This window comes from Dietzia sp. JS16-p6b (genome assembly GCF_003052165.1).
GTDB lineage: Bacteria > Actinomycetota > Actinomycetes > Mycobacteriales > Mycobacteriaceae > Dietzia.
Genome location: NZ_CP024869.1, coordinates 2,907,891 through 2,926,996, shown reverse-complemented (window position 1 = coordinate 2,926,996; position 19,106 = coordinate 2,907,891). Strand labels below are relative to the sequence as shown.

The window sequence follows — 19,106 nt, the reverse complement described above, 5'->3', positions numbered from 1 at the left end:
GTCAGCCCTCGGACTCGGCAGACGGCATCGCCGAGGTGGTCGAGGTGGTCGTGGTGGCTGTGGTGGCGACGACGGCGACCTCGGTCAGCGGCGGCAGATCGAAGGCCCAGCCCGCGGTGCCCTCGGGCCGGAGCATCGCACGCTTCGCCGAGTCGTCGAGCTGGACCGCCAGGACGATCTCGTACTCGCGGTCCGGCGACAGACGCGTGGTGGTGGAGGCCGCGGAACCCTCGCAGTCCGAGCTGACCGCCCGGGCATCGCGGGTCGCGCCACCGGACCGGAGCTCGGCGACGTCAGCGGGACCGAGCGAGGACCAACGATCCGGGCCCGACTCGGGGGAGGTGGCGATGCTCAGGGTGAGCTCCACGCCGCAGCCCGGAGTCCGCACCATCCCATCGATCCTCGCCGAACCGAGTTCGACGCCGTCCCGGTTCACCAGGGTGAACCACCGGCCGGGCGTGACGCTGACCGGTCGCCGCGGGCCGGGCTCGACGGTGGGGGACGAGGCGGGGCCGGTGGGCTCGGGCCCGGCGATCGCGTCGGCCTCGGTGGCCTGGCCCGGCAGCGGCTCGACGACGACCGGAGCGGGGAGCTCTACGTCATCGGTCGCGGGAGACCGACCGGGTTCGGCCTCGACGGTCTGACCGGGCTCGGCCTCGACGGGCCGGCCGGGCTCCCCCTCGGTGGCGACTGACTCGCTGACCGCGGCCGCGCGCATCGACATCATCCGGGCGGACTGCTCGGGGAGCGGAGCCGGCCAGGACACGTCGGGCCGGACGGGCGCGCTGGTCACGGGCCGGGAGGCACCGCATTCCGCATGTGCCAGCACCATGTGCAGGACCCAGGGCTGCGACCCCAGGACATCCCCGGACGCCTCCACGTACAGGCGGAGCTGCGACATCGCGTACCCGTTCGACACCACGTGATGGTGCTGGAGGACGCCGTGGTAGGTGTACAGGCCGATGTCTCTGACAAAGGTGGTCTGCCGCCCCGGTGCGGGGATCTGGACACGATCACCGGAGTCGAAGAGGTTGCCGCCGATCGTCACCGGGTCTCCCGCGAGCCCGGCTCGCCCGATCTCGCCCGGAGTGCACGACGCGGTGGCGGTGATGGGGGTCGACGAGGTCCGGACGAGCGGCACTCTCACGAGGAGCGCCAGGGCCGATGCATCGACGTTCCGGACCTGGGACACGGCGTGACTCGCCGCCGCCCCGGCCTCCGGTTGATCGGGAAGCGGTCGGCAGTCGTCCGGCTGACGGTTGTCGCGCCGGGCGCATGTGCGCGTCTCGGCGCTGGCCCGCACCGAGCTCAGGAAGGTGCCCACCGACTCGGTGCTCCAGCTGCTGGGGCTGGCGGAGCGCGCGATCCAGGTGGTGGAGGGCGTGACCTCCCGCTGGACCGAACCGATAGCACTCGCCCCGGAGAGCCACGGCTTGAGTGCGCCGTAGCCGGCGGCGGACCGGGCGAAGTTCCTGCCGCCATCAGGGCTCGCCCCGAACTCGGCGGCTCCCATCGCCCGGTCGGCCCACGCCGCCTCGGTGGGCCGGATGGTGCCCACGGCCAGCGCCGTCGTCATGACCAGGGCGAGGGCCCCGAACATGGCGACGAGCGCGCGCACCGGATGCTGCAGACCGGTCACCGTGCGTCCTCGTCGTCGTCCGCGTCCGCGCCTGCATCCGAGTCGTCGTCCTCGTCGCGCCCGGGCCAGAAGGTCCACAGGACACCGACCGCGGCGAGCAGGGTGATCGAGCCCAGGACCAGCGGGTTGCCGGCCCAGACGATCGCGTTCGCGAGGCCGGGCACCGACCACAGCACCTTGCGCACGCTCTCCACCCGGTACATCCCCGGGTCGGGGTTGGGGTTCGCGTCCCCCTTCATCTGGATGAGCGCCTCACCCGGCGCCTGCGGGTGGACCTCGATCACCCGGTGGGTGACGGGCAGCCGGCCGGGCCTGTCGACGGTGACCACGTCCCCCACCCGGATCTCGTCCGCACCGATCTGCTTGACCACTGCGACCGAGCCCGCGGGGATCGTGGGGGACATGGACCCGGTCTTGAACATGATGAGGGTGATGTTCATCGTCACCGCCGCGAGCACGAGCCCGACCGCCACCACGCCACCCGCGGCGAGCAGGTTGGCCAACCCGCCGGCGAGGTAGGAGCCGACCGACCGACCGGGTGCGCGGTGCGCTCCCACGGGACGGACCGGGGCGCTGCCGTGGGGGGCACTCGTTGCGCTCTGCATGGCTGTCATCTCTCGCGTGTCGTCGGCCGGTCTCGGGTCGGAAGGTCGAGGCGCGGTCAGGCGTCGTCGCTCTGGGCGTCGAAGGTCCAGTACACGGGGGCGGGCGCGATGCCGGCCGAGTCCAGGCCCGCGCTGCCGTCGAGCTGCGCGCGGAAGCACAGCCACGTGTAGGCGTTCTTCTCCACCCGCGTGGTGCGGGTCGTGGGAGCGGCGAGCGTGCCCACCGTCGTGAAGTTGGTGGCGGCCGACGAGCAGGTGGACGGCGGGGTGGAGCCACCACCGAGCTCGGCGATCGAGACGGCGACCTTGCTGGTCAGGGCGTTGGTGGCGACGCTCTGCTGCGAGATCGTGACGTTGGCGCCGAGGTTGCCCTTGTTCTCCCGCAGGCCCACCAGCTGGTAGACGGGCACGCCCGGGACGAGCGCCTTGGAGGCGGGCCCGAACTGCATGGTGCCGGCCTTGTCCTTGGTCACGAACTCGTTCCACCCCTCGGCGGCGTTGAAGTGGGCCTGGATGTTGAAGTCGCTGCCCGTGGTGCCGAACTCGCTCACGCCCCACGCGGTGTCCGACCAGGCCGCCAGCGTCACGGCGGCGCCGACGCCCAGCACCAGACCCGAGGCCATGATGGCGCGGGCCTTCTTGCGGCGGTTCTGCTTCGGCGCGGTCCGGGCGGGGGTGGGCGTGGTGCTCATGGGTGGGCCTTTCTGGCGTAGGTGAGGGTCGTCGCCAACGCAGGTTGTTGACGCATCGCATTTATTATCGTTTACCTACTCGCCAGTAGCAAACGGAAATGTCACTTCTGTCTACAAACTCACATTTCCGCGAATCGCGCCCAAATATCAACGTCAACTGCCGTTATGACGGCACTCTCATGTTCTGGTCGTGAATCGTGATGTGTCCGCGGGGTTACCTGGACGCTAAATCAGGTCTCGGCATGCGCTCAGGTTGAGCACGCTCAGGCGCCGCGGAGCTCCCACATCCGCAGCGCCAAGCGGAGCTCCATCGCGCGATCACCGCGGCGCCATCCGTCGCCGAGAACCGAGTCCAGCCGGTCGAGTCGCTGATAGACGGTGTTGACGTGGATGTAGAGCCGGTCGGCGGTGGCGGAGGGACTGGCGTCGGCGGCGAACCAGGCGCTCAGGGTCTCCATGAGGGCGCTGCCCCGGTCGCGGTCATGATCTCGGACCGGCCCGAGGTTGCGGTCGATGAACTGCGTGACGTCCTCCGCGTCGACCTCGCTGAACAGCAGTCCGTACAGGCCGAGCTCCTCGGTCGCCGCGCCCTCGCCCGCACGCCCCAGAGCGACGAGTAGCTGAGCGGCGCGCCGGGCCCGCTCGACGTGGTCGGCCACGGCGACCAACTCGCCGGCGGGGCCGGAGGCGCCGACCGTCGCCGAGTGCGGGCTGAGCCGGGTCGCCACGTCGCGGGCGGTCGCGCCGGCATCCGACCCGGGTAGGAGCATCACCGCGCGGTCACCGTAGGTGGTCACCAGCCCGCCGTCGGCCCGGGCGAGCGACCGGCACTCGGTCTGTAGAGCCCGGGTCATCCGCGGCTCGGCGGGGGTGATCACCAGCGCGATGAGGTCGGAGTGGACGTCGACGCCCAGCAGCGCGGCCCGCCGGCCGATCGCCTCGAGGTCGTGCTCACCGGGGGAGAGCAGTTCTGCCAGGAGCTCGCCGCGGACGCGGTTGTCGGCCTCGTCCCGCGCGCGGTGGCCCAGCAGGATCAGCGCGATCACCGAACTCACCCGCTCCAGCACCCGTCCGATGGCCGGGACCGAGCCCCGGCTGGCGTAGGTGACGTACCCCAGGTGGTCGGAGCCGGTGACGACGGGGTTGACGACGACGAGGTGGCCGCCGGACTGGCGCGTGACCATCCGCTCGGTGTCCGCGGCGGCCTCCTCCAGCACCCGCCGGAGCAGCTCGGCCGGCGGTCCCTCGGCGGACCGGGCCGCGCCGATCTCCCGGTGGGCCAGGTCGAAGACCGCCGCGGTGCCCCCCTCGATGTCGACCAGCAGGTCCACGATCTCCGGGACGGTGGCCCCGGCCACGACCAGCCGGGTGAGGCGCTCGTGCAGGGCGACGGTCGCGGCCAGTCGCGCGGACCGGGCGCGCTCGGCGTCGAGGGCGTCGCGGGTCTCGTCCAGCTCGCGTCGGCGACGTGAGGCGCGCTCAGCGGCGGACAGCGCCGCGGAGACCTGGTCGGCCAGCAGCGCGACCAGCGTGATCTCGTCCTGGGTGAAGTCGCGCTCGCCGCGGTCGGAGGTGAACAGTGTTCCGGTGAGCCGGCCATGCGTGCGGACGGGCACGCCGAGGATCGCCTTGACGCCCTCCTCGCGGATGATCGGGTCGATCACGTGGGTGTACTGCTCGTCGGCCAGGTAGTTGCGGGTCCAACGGGGTGCCATGGCCTCGGCGACCTGCCCGCCCAGGCCGAGCCCCATGCCCAGACGGATGGTGTCGAACCGGGGGCTGGTGGCGCCCTCGGCCATGCGCATGTAGGTGTCGCCGCGCTCGGGGTCGAGCAGCATCACGTACGCCAGGTCGGTGCCCACGAGTTGGCGGGCCCGACGGATGGCGATGTGCAGCACGGCGTCCTCGTCCTGCGCGGCCGCCAGCTCGGCCGCCGCGTCGAGGACGTCCCGCAGTCCCAGGGCGAGGTCGACGGCCATGGCTAAGGGGGGTTCAGCGCCCGAGGAAGTCGGCTTTGCCGGGCCCGGAGTCGATGAACGACTGCATGCCCACTTCGCGGTCCTCGGTGGCGAACAGCGCCGCGAACAGGGCGCGCTCGATGCTCAGGCCGGTGGCCAGATCCACCTCGATGCCGCGGTCCACGGCCTCCTTGACCGCCCGCAGCGCCATCCGGGGGCCGCCCACGAACTGCCGGGCCCACTCGGTCGCGCGGGCGGTGGCCTGGCCGTCCGGGACCACCTCGTCGACCGCGCGCAGCTCGAGTGCCTCGGCGGCGGTGAGCGTGCGACCGGTCAGGCACAGCTCCTTGGCCACCGCGGGCCCGACCAGGCGCGCGAGCCGCTGGGTGCCGCCGGCGCCGGGGATGATGCCCAGGAGTATCTCGGGCTGGCCGAGTGTGGCCCTCTCTGCGGCGATCCGCCGGTCGCAGCACAGCGCCAGCTCCATGCCGCCGCCGAGTGCTGCGCCGGTGATCGCGGCGACCGTGGGCTGGGGGATCTCCGCGACCGCGGTGAACGCCGACTGCAGCTCGCGGGCCTCGGTGAGCATCTGCGCGTACGGCATCTGCCGCATCTCCTTGATGTCCGCGCCGGCGGCGAAGACCCGGTCGCTTCCGGTGAAGACCACGGCGTCGACGTCGGTGCGCCCCGAGACCTCCTGCGCCACGGCCCGCAGTTCCTCCTGCATGCCGCGGGACAGGGCGTTGACCGGCGGGCGGCTAAGGGTGACCGTCGCCAGTCCGTCAACGACGTCGAGGGATAGGAATTCATACATGCAGGGGCTCCGAACGTAGGGGGAATCTCCATTGTATGTGAACCAGGCCACTCATACCGTCGTGGGGCGAGCTCATCCGAGTGAGGGGGCTCACAGAGACTGAGGAGTTGAACCCATGCCATCGACCGTCCAGGCACGGCCCTGGCGTCCGCCGCTGGGGCCCGAGGGCTTCCAGTGGGAGATCCCGGACCGATTCAACATCGGCGCCGCCTGCACGGACGCCCATGCGCGGCAATCCCCCGCGATCGTGGTGGACCGCGGCGACGACCCGCCGGAGGTCACCACGTTCGGCGAGCTCGGCGACCGCGCCCGCCGCCTCATCACCTTTCTCCGCGACCGCGGGGTCGGCGAGGGCGACCGAGTCGCCGTGATGTGCGCGCAGTCCGCCGAGACCGCCGTGGCCCACGTGGCCGCCTACCTCATGGGCGCGATCGCGGTCCCCCTCTCGGTGAAGTTCGGCCCCGAGGCCGCGCTGTTCCGCATGGGTGACTCCGGGGCCGTGGCCGCGGTGTTCGACGCGGACTGCTATGCGCGCCTGGCCGGCGAACTGGCCGAACTGCCCGAGCTGGCCACGGTGCTGGTCGCCGGCGAGATGGGGCCGGCCGCGGAGGCGGGGGCGCTCACCGCGCTGCCGCTGTCGGTGACGGACTCGGCCGACCTCGCCGTCGTCGTCGCGGACACCGGGCCCGACGACCCGGCCCTGCTGATCTACACCTCCGGGACCACCGGCCAGCCCAAGGGCGCCCTGCACGGGCACCGCGTGGTGCTGGGGCACATGCCCGGGGTGGTCCGCGCGCTCGACGGGTTCCCCGAGCAGGGCGACGTGTTCTGGACCCCCGCCGACTGGGCCTGGGCCGGTGGGTTGCTCGACGTGCTGCTGCCGAGCCTCTACAGCGGTGTACCCGTGGTGGCCTCGGCCCGGCGGCCCAGCCCCGAGACCGTCGAGCACATCCTGCGGCGGCACGGGGTGACCTGCTCGTTCCTGCCGCCGACGATCCTCAAGATGATGCGCGCGTCCGAGGTCGACTACTCGACCACCGGGCTGCGGGCCGTGTTCTCCGGGGGCGAGGCGCTGGGCGAGGCCGTGGCCGAATGGGCGCGCGAGGCGCTGGGGGTGCAGGTCAACGAGATCTACGGGCAGACCGAATGCAATCTGATCGTGGGCACCTGTCATTCGGAGTTCGCGACCCCGCCCGGCTCCATGGGCCGCCCCACCCCCGGCTTCGACCTGGTCCTGATCGACGAGGCGGGCCAGCCGGTCGCGGCGGGTGAGGTCGGCGAGATCTGCGTGCGCCTGCCCAGCCCCAACGCGTTCCTGCGCTACTGGAACGCGCCCGACAAGACCGCGGAGAAGACCGCCGGAGGAGTGCTGCACACCGGGGATCTGGCGAGGGTCGACGAGAGGGGGAGCTTCTGGTTCTCCGGCCGCAACGACGACCTGATCTCCTCGTCCGGCTACCGCGTGGGCCCCGGCGAGATCGAGGACCAGATCCTGCGCCACAGTGGGGTCGAGATGGTGGCCGTGATCGGCGTGCCGGACGAGTTGCGCGGAGAGGCGATCGTCGCGTACGTCGTCCCCGCCGAGGGGACCAGCGGCACCGACGAGTTGGCCCGCGAGATCCAGGCCCTGGTCAAGGAGCGACTCGCCTTCTACCAGTACCCGCGGGAGGTGCGGTTCCTCGACGAGCTCCCCACCACCAACACCGGAAAGATCCGCCGCGCCGCGCTGCGTAACGACCACAACCGACCGACCCCTGAGGATCCCTCATGAACAACCCCGTCGTCATAGGCGTCGTGCTCGCCTATTTCGTGCTCATGTTCGCCATCGGCGCGTGGGCCAACACCAAGATGAAGTCGGCCAAGGAGTTCCTCGTCGCGGGGCAGTCCCTGGGCTTCTTCGTCATGGCCATCGCCAGCTTCTCCTCCATCCAGTCCGGCTGGGGCATGGTCGGCGGAACCGGCCAGACCTACGCCTGGGGCCTGCAGGCGCTCATCGCCGTGGGGCTGCTCGCGCCCTTCGGCTTCGCCGTCGCCTGGTTCCTGCTGGGCAGCCGCCTCAACTGGATCGGCAAGAAGCACCGCGTCTACTCGGTGCCCGACCTCATCCGGGTCCGGTTCCAGGACCGGACCTCACACGCCACCATGTCGGTCGCGATCTTCATCGCCTCGATCGCGTACATGACCGCCCAGGTCACCTCGATCGGCGTGATCATCTCGCTGCTGCTGGGCACCTCGATCCCCACCAGCGTGTGGATCGGATCGATGGTCGTGGCCGCGTACACGATGGCCGGCGGCATGCTCGCGGCCGTGTGGACCGACCTCGTGCAGGGCGTGCTCATGGTGGTCATGTCCGTGGGGCTGTTCTTCTTCGCCGTCCAGGTGGCCGGCGGCTGGCACCCCATGCTCGACACCATCTCGGCAGGCAGCGCGGAGATGCTCTCGATCGACGGCGTCCAGGCGCCGACCTACATCTTCGCCTTCGGGCTGCTGATCTTCGTGGGCGCCGTGGGACAGCCGCAGCTGCTCACCAAGTTCCTCATGCTCCGCGACATGACCCAGCTCAAGTGGGGTGCGGCCGTGGCGGGCATCGCCTACGCCATCACCACTCTGTTCTCCGTCGGCATCGGCCTGGCCACCCGCTCCATGACCCTCACCGGCGACGCGCCCGAGCTCGAGAACATCGACGACACCGCCATCTGGTTCCTCGACTCGGTGACCAACCCGATCGTCGGCGGCATCGCGCTGACCGGCCTGCTGGCGGCCATCATGTCCTCGGCCTCGAGCTTCATCACCATCGGCGCGTCGTCGATGATGCGCGACCTGCCCGGCGCCTTCGGCATCAAGGTGGTCCGCGAGCTGCTGTGGAGCCGGATCGCGAGCCTCACCCTGGTGGTGCTGTCGGTCCTGCTCACCCTGTTCCTCTCGCAGGTGGTGTTCCTGCTCGGCGCGCTGGGCTGGGCCGCCTTCGCCGCCGCGATCGTCGGGCCGGTGGTCATGTCCATCTACTGGCATCGCGCCACGGCCACCGCCGCAACCGTGACAGTGGCGTTCGCGATCCTCGGCAACATGATCATCACCTCCCTGGCCGCGCGGGACATCATCTCCGTTCCCGCGTTCATGCAGGTCGGCGGCATCTCGTTGCTCGTGTCGATCGTGCTGTTCTACGTGGTGTCGCTGATGACCACCAACCGGCACCCCGACGCCACCCTGGAGTTCCTCTACGGCGGCCGGAGCTCCGTGACCGACCCGCGGCTCAGCGGCGGGGCCGCCCCGACTGCGGACACCACCACCGCGGCGTCCTCCCAGGCCGGTTCGACCGCAGCGTCCCGTCGGGCCACCTCCACCGCAGTGTCCTCCCGGGCTGCCTCCACCGAAAGGAACGACCATGTCTGATCACGCTTCTGATCCCGCTGCGCGCGGCCGCGGACTCGAGGGCGCACACGGCCGGGCGCTCGACGGCGGCCTCGACCCCGCCGCCGAGTCGGCCCTGCTCGACCCCGGGGACGCTCCCGAGCCCGACCACAAGCGCGCCGGGATGCTGATCCACGCCTTCGTGGCGGTGGCGGCGTTCGCGCTACTCGGGATGGTCACCGACACGTGGCAGATGGTGTTCATCGCCGTGCCGATCTTCGCGGTGATCATGATGCTGCTCGGCTCCCTGCAGTCCGACGGGTCCTGGGAGAGGGTGTCGACACTCGCGATCGTGGCCTACTGCTCGGGGCTGGGCGTGCTGGTGCTGTGGTCGATCCTCACGGCGGGCGGCGAGGCGATGCTCTGGGGCCTGCCGATGTCCATGGGTGTGATCTTCTATCTTCTCTGGCCCTACACAGCCGTGGGTGCCGGATTGCTCTATGCCCTGGTCTTCGACCGGACGATCGACGAGAAGCGGCTGGCTGCCGCCGTCTGAGGCCGCTGCGGCGGCTGCTGGGCCCGCGCTCCCCGGCAGCCGCGCGCTCCCGGTAGCCGCGCGCGAAGACTGCAGCCGCGCTCCACCCGCAGCCGCACCCTCCCCGCCCTCCCCGCAGCCGCGCGCGAAGACTGCAGCCGCACAGGAAAACTCCCGTGCGGCTGCAGTTCTTGCGCGCGGCTGTCGAGGGTTCGGCCCGCAGATGTGCTGAGAGTGCTTCCGTCGCTGAGTCGGGCGGACGACGATGGGAGCACGCGGCGAAGGGAGCGAGATGAACTCCGAGGAACACGGCCGGCCCGGCGACGGCACGGCCGGCGACCTAGCCGAGGGCCCAGCCGGGGACCCAGGCGAGGAACCAGCCGAGGAGCGCGATGAGACCGAGGCGCAGCGGATCGACCGCAACTGGATCGAGCTGCTGCAGGAGCTGCGCATCGTGCAGACCGGCGGGCAGGTGCTCACCGGCTTCCTGCTGGTGGTGCCGTTCCAGGACCGTTTCGCCGACATCGGAGCCAGCGGCAGAGCCCTCTACCTGGTGGTCCTGACGCTTGCGCTCGCGTCGACGGTGGTGCTGCTGGCTCCGGTGATGATCCACCGCGCGGTGTTCCGCTCCCACCGCAAGGACAGGGTGTTGCAGTTGTCCGCAACACTCGCCCGGGTCGGCCTGGCGATGCTGTCGATCGCGTTGGTGGGCCTCGCCGCGCTGGTGTTCTCGCTGGTGGTCGGGCCGGTGGCGGGGCTCGTGGCCGCGGCGGTGATGGCGGTCCTCGTGACCGCCATGCTGTTCGTCCTGCCCGCCCGGGTCCGCCATCGCGCCGCGACCACCCCGTACTACGCGGGATGAGCACCTGCGTACGCCGATGACACGGCGTCGTCATCTGCGGGTGGGACAATGGGCCATGACCCGGCCCGCGACAGCGCAGGGGAGGTGGCCGTAGCCCATGTCGGCGATGGGGATGTACTCCGGTTCCGTAGACCGGCATCAGAACGCTGCCGCCGAGCAGGCCCGCACCCGACTGGACGCGGCGCTGCGCGAGTGGTCCGGCCAACGTGCGGCGCTGACCGCCGACGGGCTCGGCCGTAATCCGCTGCGCCGGGTGCCGCGCGGGTGGCCGGAGGCGACGGCCACCCGGGTGGAGGTCGCGGCCCGCGAGTCCTGCGTGATGGACGAGCAGGGCGCGCAGACGGAGGCGTCCCGGCTGCTGTGGTCGGCCGTCGCCAAGCTCGTCGGCGCCGCGGTCTCCCTGGCGATCCCGCTGGGGATCGTGCTCGCGCTGGTGGCAGGGTGAGGATCGTGCCCCGTCATCGCGCTGTCCAGCAGGTGGCACCGTGGTGAGGCTCATCGTTCCCGTGGTCATCGGCCTGCTGTTCCTGGCGGTGATCGCGGGCTGGTTCTGGTACACCACCTGGTTGGTGCGCTCGGCGATCGACGAACTCGCCCACCGCCGCCGGCTGCTGGCCGGAGTGGATCCGCTTCAGGTGACGGCCACGAAGGCAGCGGCGTCTGTCGAGGCGGCCCACGACGCGGCGCACAGGGCGCTCTCACTGACGGTCGAGTCCTGGTACGACCTGCGCGAGAGCCGGGCGGTGGGGACCTCACTGGTCGAGAGGTTTCCGAAGATCGAGGAGCGGGCGGCGCGGGACCCGGAGTTCCTGGATGTCCTCGAAGACGCCGACGCGCTGCTCAACGATGCCCGCCCGGGAGCCGACGAGATCGACGAGCTACTCGGGCGGACAGCACGCATGGACGAGCTGACCCTGCGGCTGAGGACCCTGGTTCATCAGTACGACTCCGCCGGGAGGCGCGGGTTCGGGCGCTTCTTCCCGCAAGGTCGGCAGTAGTCCCCATCGAATCCGCCGGCCGTCTCCTGCGTTTCGGTCGTGCTCAGCGCGAAGATTAGCCCCGGTCAGCGCGATAACCACGACCAAAACCTCGGTGAGCGTGACCGGCACGCGGACCCGGGCATGCGTCGGGCGAGTAGGCCGGGCGAGTAGGTCAGGCGAGTAGGTCAGGCGAGTAGGCCGGGCATGTAACGCAACACGGCGAAGAACGCACGTGACCGCAGCGGCGCTCGAGCTGCCTCTAGAGATCCCCGGGCAGCTTGTCTCGGCGGATGTCCCGCCATGAGGACTGCCGCAGCACCCCCTCCTCGGTGAAGCCCTGGTGGCGGACCTCCACCACGAGCTTGGGCAGCACCCAGATGGCGTCGCGGCGGGCGTCGGACGGCAGGTCCTCGAGGAACGGGCTGGTCTTGCGGCGCAGCGGTTCGAGCTCCTCGAGCAGCGCCTTGCCCTGCCGGTCGGAGAAGCCGGTGCCCACGCGGCCGATGTAGGTCAGCCCCGTGTGCGCGGGCAGCCCGAGCAGCAGTGAGCCGAGCGAGCCGGAGCGCCCGCCCTTGCCCGGCCGCCAGCCGCCCACCACGGCCTCGGTGGTGGTGAGCAGCTTCTCCTTGAGCCAGGTCTTGGCCCGCCTTCCCGACTGGTAGTGCGAGTCCCGGCGTTTGGCCACGATGCCCTCCCAGCCGAATTCCTCGGCCTCGTCCAGTGCGCGGTCGCCGGGTCCGTCGAGCACGCCCGGCACGTGGACCCGCTCGACCTCCTCGAGTGCCGGCGTCAACAGGTCTAACACCTCGCGACGCCGCTCCCACCGTTCTCGGCGGAGGTCCACGCCGTCGAGTCCCAGGACGTCAAAGACGAACAAGTGCACCGGGCCGATCGACGAGTCGTCTCCTTCCGCGGCGGCCTGTTTGGCCAGTGCGGAGAACTCGGGCACGCCGTCCGGGCCGGGCACGACCAGCTCGCCGTCGAGCACCGCGGGCTTCCCGATCGCCTGCGCCAGCCCGGGGAAGCCGTCGGCCAGCCAGTCCATCGAGTTGCCGTTGCGGCTCATCACCCTGCTCTGTCGGCCATCGGTCGCCACGGTCACCCGGTAGCCGTCCCACTTGCCCTCGAAGGCCCACGTGTCCTCGGGCAAGGATGTCACCGACCCCGAGGTGGGGATCATCGGCAGAGGGGGAGAGTCGGGGCGATCGGCCATGTCCGAGTCGCGGTTCTGCCCAGCTTCCGAACGGCGGGTAGTCGAGTCGCCCGACTCGCGGGACCGCGACGTGTCTGACCCCCCGGAGCGGTCGTTATCCGAGGGGTACGACGACTTGGGGTTGTCGCGTCCGCCGTAGAACGAGTCCGGCGACTGGTCCTTCATATACTGCACGATCCACTGGTTCTTCTCGGCGTTCGTGCGTATCAACACGTACCGGCCGGAGACCTTCTCACCGTGCAGCCACACGATGATCTCGTCGGGCTTCCACTTCTCGCACTCGTAGGTTCCGCGGTCCCAGATAGTCATGTGGCCGGCGCCGTACTCGCCCTTGGGGATGGTGCCCTCGAACGTCTCGTAGCCGAGCGGGTGGTCCTCGGTGTTGACGGCCAGCCGCCGGTCCTTCGGTTCGGTAGGCAGGTTCTTGGGCACCGCCCACGACGCCAGCACGCCGTGATGTTCGAGCCGCAGGTCGTAGTGCAGGCGGCGGGCGTGGTGCTCCTGGATTACGAAGATCGGGCCGTCGTCGTCGGAGCGGTCGGTCTCGACCTCGCCGTCGAACGGCTCCGGGGTCTTGCGGCGGTCGCGCTTGCGGCGGTACTCCTCGAGGCTGGTCACCACGGCGTCGGCGTCGGTGGGGCCGGTGTCGCAGCCTTCCTCGGCTGCGGCGCGGGTGGAGTCGTCGCTGCCGGAGTCGTCGCTGCCGGAGTCGGAGTCGCCGGAATCGGCGCCGGAAGAATCGGAACTGCCGCGCTCGGGGTCCCCGTCATCCGATGAGGACGACGAGGACTTCTTGCTGCTCGCGGACTTCTTCTCTCGCGATGCCGAGGACTTCTTAGTGGCGGACTTCTTGGTGGCATTCTTCTTCGACCCGCCGCCCTTCTTCGCGGGTCCCTCAAGGCCTTCGAGCAGGTCGCCTTCGGACTCCAGTCGCTTGAGCATCTCGTCCCAGTGCAGGTGCGTGAGCCCGCCGTCACCGAGTTCCTCCCACGAGCGCGGGGCAGCAACCCACGGCTCGGCGCGCCCGCGTAGGGAGTAGGGCGCGACGGTCGTCTTGGCGCCACTGTTTTGGCTCCAGTCCACGAACACCTTGCCGTCGCGGATAGAGCGCTTCATGGTGGCGGTGACCAGGTCCGGGGTCTGCTTGGCCAGCGACTGGGCGATCTGCTTGGCCACCGCGGAGGCGCCCTTGGCGGTGACGGCCTTGTCCAGCCGGGCGTAGAGGTGGATGCCCTTGGATCCGCTGGTCACGGCGTAGGAGGCCAGGCCCGCCTCGGTGAGGAGATCCCGGACGCGCAGGGCGACCTTCGCCGTCGTGTCCAGGTCGACGTCCTGGCCGGGGTCCAGGTCGATGACGATCCGCCTGGTCCGCCCCGGCTCGCCGTCGGTCAGGGTCCACTGCGGCACGTGGAGCTCGAGCGCGGCCTGCTGGGCGAACCACGCCAGCGTGGCGGGGGAGTCGAGCACCGGGTAGGTGACGGTGCGCGAGGAGTGCTCGATCGCCACCCGCGAGACCCAGTCGGGCGTGTGGGAGGGCAGGTTCTTCTCGAAGAAGGACTTGTCCTCGGTGCCGTCGGGCCAGCGCTTGCGCGTCACGGGACGCTGACCGGCGTACGTCATGAGGAGCGGCGCCACCGCGAGGTAGTACTCCAGCACATCGGCTTTGGTGGTGCCGGTGGCCTCGTAGAGCACCTTGTCGGGGTGGGTGAAACGGATCGTCCGCCCGTCGACCTCGACCGACTCCTTGCCGCCCTTGCTCGCCATGGGTCCACTCTGGCACTCGAGTCGGACAATGGCGACCGGCTACGGGGATGCTCTGCGGGCATAGGGCGTCACCCCGAGTCAGCGAGGTAGAACCGGTGTAGATGCCCGCCCGGTGCGACATTCCCCGACCCCGGCTTGAGGTCGGATGGTCAATGCACCGGCGTGATCGACCACGCGAACTACCCTCGGTCCACTTTGGTCAGGATCTCCGCGGCGAGTGAGTGCAGAGGTGTTGCACCGTGGATGCGGCCGGGTACCGTGAGTCGAGAGCGCGGCACCGCGGGTGCCGGGCGAGTCGCAAGGCCAGGTGCACCCGGGGCAGACCGGGACCCTGGCCTTACGCATGTCCGGAGTTCGTCAGGTGCGGGTATCCAGGTCAATCTCGTACAAGCAGTGGTCCAGTTCTCGTCGAAAAGTCGCGTCGCCCTGACGGCTAGCGCGGACTGCGCCGGCCACGAGATCGGCAGACCACAGTTTAGGCTCCTGCCTGCCGGGCACGTGCTCGACGTGGAAGCGCGAACCCTTGGGGAGCGAGAACCGAGCACCGCGGACTGTTGCGACGTCTCGCTCGTGCGCGCACTTGGCGGGTACGGGGGACCGGTGTTCCGATCGCGACGATATGGAAGCCATCCAAAGCAGCGACTGTCGCCGCAGCAGTGGTCCGCTGACTGGCGTCCATCTCGTTCCAATTCAGTGTGGGCGTCTGTCGTCTTCCTCGAAGCATCTGCATGGCCGCACGAACCGTGTCACGGACGCAGTCTTCACACACCGCCGCGGCGAGGACGTAGAACCCGCCGTTCGATGCCTCGCGAAATGACTCATCGGCATAGGCCACTCTCACAGCATTGTCAGACATCGCGGGCAGCGTATGGCGCCAGGCAGACACTCACGGTCTTCGCTACGTGGCGTGCTCCTGTGGCCCCCGCCGGAACTGGTGCGCTGCGCGCAGGGCCGCGTCGACATCCAGCCCGCGCCCACCCAGGAGCGCCTGCGCGGTGTCAGCGCTGAGGTCGGGGCATTCGGCGAGCATTCGGTCGAGGAGGGCCGGGGCGGGTGCCGCGCCGGCGGGGCGGCCGCCGATGGACATCGAGAGTTGCTCGGTGATCTGCTTGAGCACGGCCCGGTCGTCGAGGGCAGGCAGGTTCAGGGCGGTGAAGCCGTCGTCGGCGTCGTAGTCAGCGCGCGTCCACGTGCCGCCGTCGTACCCGTAGATGAACCCGATCCACATGCCCTCGGAGTCGATGCGCTCGAGGTAGTCACCGATCGCCTCGGCCCACCACGCGGGGCATCCCGCCAGGAGGTCGGTCTCGGGCTCCCCGAAGTACTCGGCAGCGGCGCGGAAGTAGGTGGTGGAGTACTCGTGGTCGTGACCCAGGAGCACCGCCCGCCCCTCGCCGGCGAAGCGGATGTCGGCCCAGTTGCCGCCGCCGTCGTCGTAATGCCACGTCGACTCGTTCGCGTAGGCCGATTCCGCCCAGCGCGGCCCGTACGCGGCGAGCACCGCGGCCAGTGCGGACCACCTGGGGGACATTGCGTCGGGATGGGGAAGGTCGACTTCTCTCACGCCACGATTCTGTACGACGGGGGGCGATCCCGGAGCGGCCTGTCACATTTCGCCCGGTGACTTCCGAAGTTGCGGTCGGGGCCTGCCGCAACAATGCGCGCGGCGGTGTGATATGCGGCACACCGCTGCTACCGTCGGTAGGGCAGGCGCCCACCGCGCCGCGTCACCCGCACCCACCCGAAAGGACGCCTACTCATGGGTTCAGACGCCATCGGCTCGCTCGGCTCACTCGCTCTCGGCTCGCTCGCCGCCCCCATCCTGGGATCGCTCGGCCTGGGTTCGCTGCTCCAGGGGGCCAGCAGTGGCAACGGCAGCGGCACCGACTCGCTGACCGGGATGCTGCCCACCGACCTCCTCGGCGGCATCTCCTGACCGGGAGGCCTCTCCCGGCCACCCGGCACGCACGGCCGCGCGCCGCCTGACGCGCCCGCAACAAGTCGCGCCCGCAACAAGTCGCGCACTCCACCTGAGGCACTACACGGACCCCGGACCGCACCCGCGGCCCGGGGTCCGCGCATGTCCGGGCCCGTGCCCATCTACGCGGGCAGCGAGCGGTGACTCGCCTCGGCCACGCAGCGGATCGCGTCGAGGCTGTCGAGATCGCGGAGAAGCGCCTCCCGCCCGAGAGCGGTCCGGTTGGGCACTCCGAGCTTCATCAGCGCGGCCTCCACGTGGGTCCGGGTGGTCCGCACGGAGATCCCCAGGGCAGTGGCGATCTCGTCGTTGGTCCACCCGCGGGACAGCAGACCCACCACATCGAGTTCCCGCGGGGTGAGGTGATCACCGCACTCGGCCTGCTGGATGCGGATCAGGACCCCGTCCCCGGCGGCGTCGGTGGTGACGTGCCACCAGCCCCGTGAGTCGTCGAGGTGCCGGAAGCCCAGCGCCGCCCCGGTGCGCTGGTGCAGAGCCCCGATCCGAGAGAGGTCTCTGGCGGTGAAGGGGCCGGCGGCCACGTCACCCACCCGCACGTCGAGCGTGCCGCGGCCCACCCACACCACGAGGTCCGCGGGGGCGGGAGGGCGAGTCGCCCGGGGATCGGTCAGGGAGGCGATCTCGCTGGCGAGCATTGTCAGCCCGAGCAGGGCCTCGTCACGCAGTGGCCGGCCGTGGGTGGAGCTCAGCGCCAGGAATCCCGGGCGGGGTGAACCGGGGCGGAGCACGCCGAGGGGGAGCGTGAGGCCCTCGTGGAAGCCGTTGGGCTTGAGCGCCTCCCGGTAGGTGCGCGAGGAGCGGAAGTCGTACGGCAGGTCGATGAACCGTCCGGCCACGCGCTGCTCGGTGATGTAACGGTGCGCGGGACACTCCGCCGCGTAGGTGGTGGAGATGAACCGGATGGCGTCGCCGGGGTAGTCGAGGTTCACCAGGACGGGGTGCGCCTGGCCGGTGGTGGCCCGCTGAGGCCCGACGAGCGTGGCGCAGTCGAACCCCAGCCCGTCGCGGACCATGCGCACCGGCTCGTCCAGGGGGGCCTCACCCCGGCCGGCGGCGCGCACGCTGTCGGCGAGACGGACCCACCACGTCATCTCCGGCGTCACGCACACCTCCGATCGTCGCAGGCCGGGGCGGAAAGGGGCATCGGCCATTCGGCCGATGTGACCTGGAGCACATGGTGCCACCATTCGGGCAGTCGGCGTAAGAGGCGCCGGATGCCAACCCCAGGAGGACCCGTGAACGTCGAGGAATACTCAGCACAGGACGCGACGTCGCTCGCCGCGATGGTCGCCGCCGGTGAGGTCACCGCGGACGAATTGGCGACGCTCGCCACCGACGGAATCGCCGCGGTCAACGCGCACATCAACGCCGTGGCGTCGGGGCCGTTCGACACGCCACTCGACCACGCCTCGGAAGGGACCTTCGCGGGGGTGCCGTTCGTGATCAAGGACCTGGTCTGCCATGCCGAGGGCGTGCCCACCCGCATGGGCACGAGGATGTTGGCCGACGGGGTGGTCCCGCCGGCGGACACGCATCTGATGGAGCGGTTCCGGGCTGCCGGCCTGGCGACGGTCGCGGTCTCCACCACGCCGGAGTTCGGCTACAACGCCAACACGGAGGCCCTGGTCTACGGCTCCACCCGGAACCCCTGGGACACCTCGCGGAGCGCGGGCGGCTCGAGCGGCGGGTCCGGGGCGCTGGTGGCTGCCGGGGCGATCCCGATGGCCCACGCCAACGACGGGGGCGGTTCCATCCGGATCCCGGCGGCGGTCAACGGGCTGGTGGGCCTCAAGCCGAGCCGGGGCCGGGTACCGCTCGGCCCGGATCTCGACAGCACCGCGTTGAGCGGCAAGGCCATCGAGTTCGCCGTCACCCGGACCGTCCGGGATGCCGCGGCCCTGCTCGACGAGGTCGCGGTGAGCTACCCGGGCGACCGGTTCATCATCGCCCCGCCGGAACGGCCGTGGGCCCGGGAGGTGGGCGCCGATCCGGGCCGGCTGCGCATTGCGCTGCACACGGACTCGTGGGCGGGCACGGCGGTCGACCCCGAGGTGGTGGCCGCGGTGGAGCAGGTCGCGAGGACGCTCGAGGGGGCCGGCCACCACGTGGAGCGGGCGACGCCCGCCTTCGAGTGGGAGGAGTTCCTGCAGGCCACGGCCAAGGCGTGGGCGGCCTTCCTGGCGGAATCGGTCATGGGGGTGGAGGCGATGAGTGGCACGACCGCGGGCCCGGACAACCTGGAGGCCACCACGTGGGCGTGCGTGCAATTCGGTCGGGGCCTGACCGTCCTGGACATGGCGGCGGCCACCGCGACGTTCACCGCGGTCTCGCGGGAGGTGGGCCGGTTCTTCGGTGACCACGACATCCTGCTCACCCCCACGACCAACCACCCCGCCATGCCGCTGGGCTACCTGGATGCGAACGCCGACCTGGACGACCTCGGGTGGACCCGCAGGATCTTCGACGCGTTCTCGTTCACCCCGCTGTTCAACACCACCGGGACGCCGTCGATCAGCCTGCCGCTGGGGCAGTCTCGGGATGGCCTGCCGATCGGCGTGCAGCTCGCCGGGCCGATGTGCTCGGAGTCGATGCTCCTCCGGGTGGCGGCGCAGCTCGAGGCCGCGATGCCCTGGTCCGCCCGCCGCCCCGGGGTCCACGTCACCACGGTCTGACCCCTCGCCTCATGGTGCTCCG

Annotated in this window: 16 protein-coding genes; 8 read left to right on the top strand and 8 right to left on the bottom strand. The window is 70.7% G+C overall.

Annotated features, from left to right (window positions below):
• Position 1: 1 nt before the first annotated feature.
• The 5 genes from CT688_RS13455 to CT688_RS13435 all read right to left on the bottom strand — a co-directional run bounded on the left by CT688_RS13455 (position 2) and on the right by CT688_RS13435 (position 5,708).
• Positions 2 to 1,639: a hypothetical protein gene (locus CT688_RS13455; protein ID WP_107757312.1), complete on the bottom strand. Its 1,638-nt coding sequence runs from the start codon at positions 1,637 to 1,639 to the stop codon at positions 2 to 4.
• Positions 1,636 to 2,244 (bottom strand): signal peptidase I, encoded by a 609-nt coding sequence (locus CT688_RS13450; RefSeq protein ID WP_197431427.1) that lies wholly within the window; start codon positions 2,242 to 2,244, stop codon positions 1,636 to 1,638. The genes CT688_RS13455 and CT688_RS13450 overlap by 4 nt, the downstream gene beginning before the upstream one ends.
• A gap of 56 nt (positions 2,245 to 2,300) precedes the next feature.
• Complete coding sequence (locus tag CT688_RS17525) at positions 2,301 to 2,936, bottom strand: SipW-dependent-type signal peptide-containing protein (protein WP_197431426.1); 636 nt, start codon at positions 2,934 to 2,936, stop codon at positions 2,301 to 2,303.
• A 263-nt stretch (positions 2,937 to 3,199) separates the two neighbouring features.
• Positions 3,200 to 4,915 (bottom strand): helix-turn-helix domain-containing protein, encoded by a 1,716-nt coding sequence (locus CT688_RS13440; protein ID WP_107757310.1) that lies wholly within the window; start codon positions 4,913 to 4,915, stop codon positions 3,200 to 3,202.
• Between the two features lie 13 nt (positions 4,916 to 4,928).
• Entirely contained in the window at positions 4,929 to 5,708 is a 780-nt protein-coding gene (locus CT688_RS13435; protein WP_107757309.1) for an enoyl-CoA hydratase/isomerase family protein, read from the bottom strand.
• A 115-nt stretch (positions 5,709 to 5,823) separates the two neighbouring features.
• On the opposite strand from CT688_RS13435, the gene CT688_RS13430 reads away from it, so the two are divergent.
• The 6 genes from CT688_RS13430 (at position 5,824) to CT688_RS13405 (ending at position 11,454) form a co-directional block, all read left to right on the top strand.
• Positions 5,824 to 7,479: an AMP-binding protein gene (locus CT688_RS13430; RefSeq protein ID WP_107757308.1), complete on the top strand. Its 1,656-nt coding sequence runs from the start codon at positions 5,824 to 5,826 to the stop codon at positions 7,477 to 7,479.
• On the top strand, positions 7,476 to 9,101 hold the full coding sequence (locus tag CT688_RS13425) for a sodium:solute symporter (RefSeq protein ID WP_107757307.1): 1,626 nt from the start codon (positions 7,476 to 7,478) through the stop codon (positions 9,099 to 9,101). Before CT688_RS13430 ends, CT688_RS13425 begins: the two co-directional genes overlap by 4 nt.
• The gene (locus CT688_RS13420; protein ID WP_231750346.1) at positions 9,094 to 9,615 is read left to right on the top strand and encodes a hypothetical protein; all 522 of its coding nucleotides are present in this window, start codon (positions 9,094 to 9,096) and stop codon (positions 9,613 to 9,615) included. The genes CT688_RS13425 and CT688_RS13420 overlap by 8 nt, the downstream gene beginning before the upstream one ends.
• A 271-nt stretch (positions 9,616 to 9,886) precedes the next feature.
• On the top strand, positions 9,887 to 10,456 hold the full coding sequence (locus CT688_RS13415; protein WP_231750345.1) for a DUF6328 family protein: 570 nt from the start codon (positions 9,887 to 9,889) through the stop codon (positions 10,454 to 10,456).
• Positions 10,457 to 10,553: 97 nt separating this feature from the next.
• A complete protein-coding gene (locus CT688_RS13410; RefSeq protein ID WP_107757306.1) occupies positions 10,554 to 10,901 on the top strand; it encodes a hypothetical protein in 348 nt (115 codons plus the stop codon).
• Positions 10,902 to 10,941: 40 nt separating this feature from the next.
• A complete protein-coding gene (locus CT688_RS13405) occupies positions 10,942 to 11,454 on the top strand; it encodes a hypothetical protein (protein WP_107757305.1) in 513 nt (170 codons plus the stop codon).
• Between the two features lie 241 nt (positions 11,455 to 11,695).
• Here CT688_RS13405 and CT688_RS13400 read toward each other — a convergent pair whose 3' ends face one another.
• Together CT688_RS13400 and CT688_RS13390 are read right to left on the bottom strand one after the other, a co-directional pair.
• Entirely contained in the window at positions 11,696 to 14,413 is a 2,718-nt protein-coding gene (locus CT688_RS13400; RefSeq protein ID WP_107757304.1) for an ATP-dependent DNA ligase, read from the bottom strand.
• 898 nt (positions 14,414 to 15,311) lie between these two features.
• The gene (locus tag CT688_RS13390) at positions 15,312 to 15,977 is read right to left on the bottom strand and encodes a hypothetical protein (protein WP_231750344.1); all 666 of its coding nucleotides are present in this window, start codon (positions 15,975 to 15,977) and stop codon (positions 15,312 to 15,314) included.
• Positions 15,978 to 16,172: 195 nt separating this feature from the next.
• Here CT688_RS13390 and CT688_RS17520 point away from each other — a divergent pair, with 195 nt between their 5' ends.
• A complete protein-coding gene (locus CT688_RS17520) occupies positions 16,173 to 16,349 on the top strand; it encodes a hypothetical protein (RefSeq protein WP_176475023.1) in 177 nt (58 codons plus the stop codon).
• A 164-nt stretch (positions 16,350 to 16,513) separates the two neighbouring features.
• Here the strand turns inward: CT688_RS17520 and CT688_RS13385 are convergent, their stop codons facing one another.
• Positions 16,514 to 17,563: a helix-turn-helix transcriptional regulator gene (locus CT688_RS13385; protein ID WP_231750343.1), complete on the bottom strand. Its 1,050-nt coding sequence runs from the start codon at positions 17,561 to 17,563 to the stop codon at positions 16,514 to 16,516.
• Positions 17,564 to 17,647: 84 nt separating this feature from the next.
• On the opposite strand from CT688_RS13385, the gene CT688_RS13380 reads away from it, so the two are divergent.
• Positions 17,648 to 19,084, top strand: coding sequence for an amidase (locus tag CT688_RS13380; RefSeq protein WP_107757301.1), 1,437 nt, complete (start codon positions 17,648 to 17,650; stop codon positions 19,082 to 19,084).
• The last annotated feature ends 22 nt before the right edge of the window (positions 19,085 to 19,106 follow it).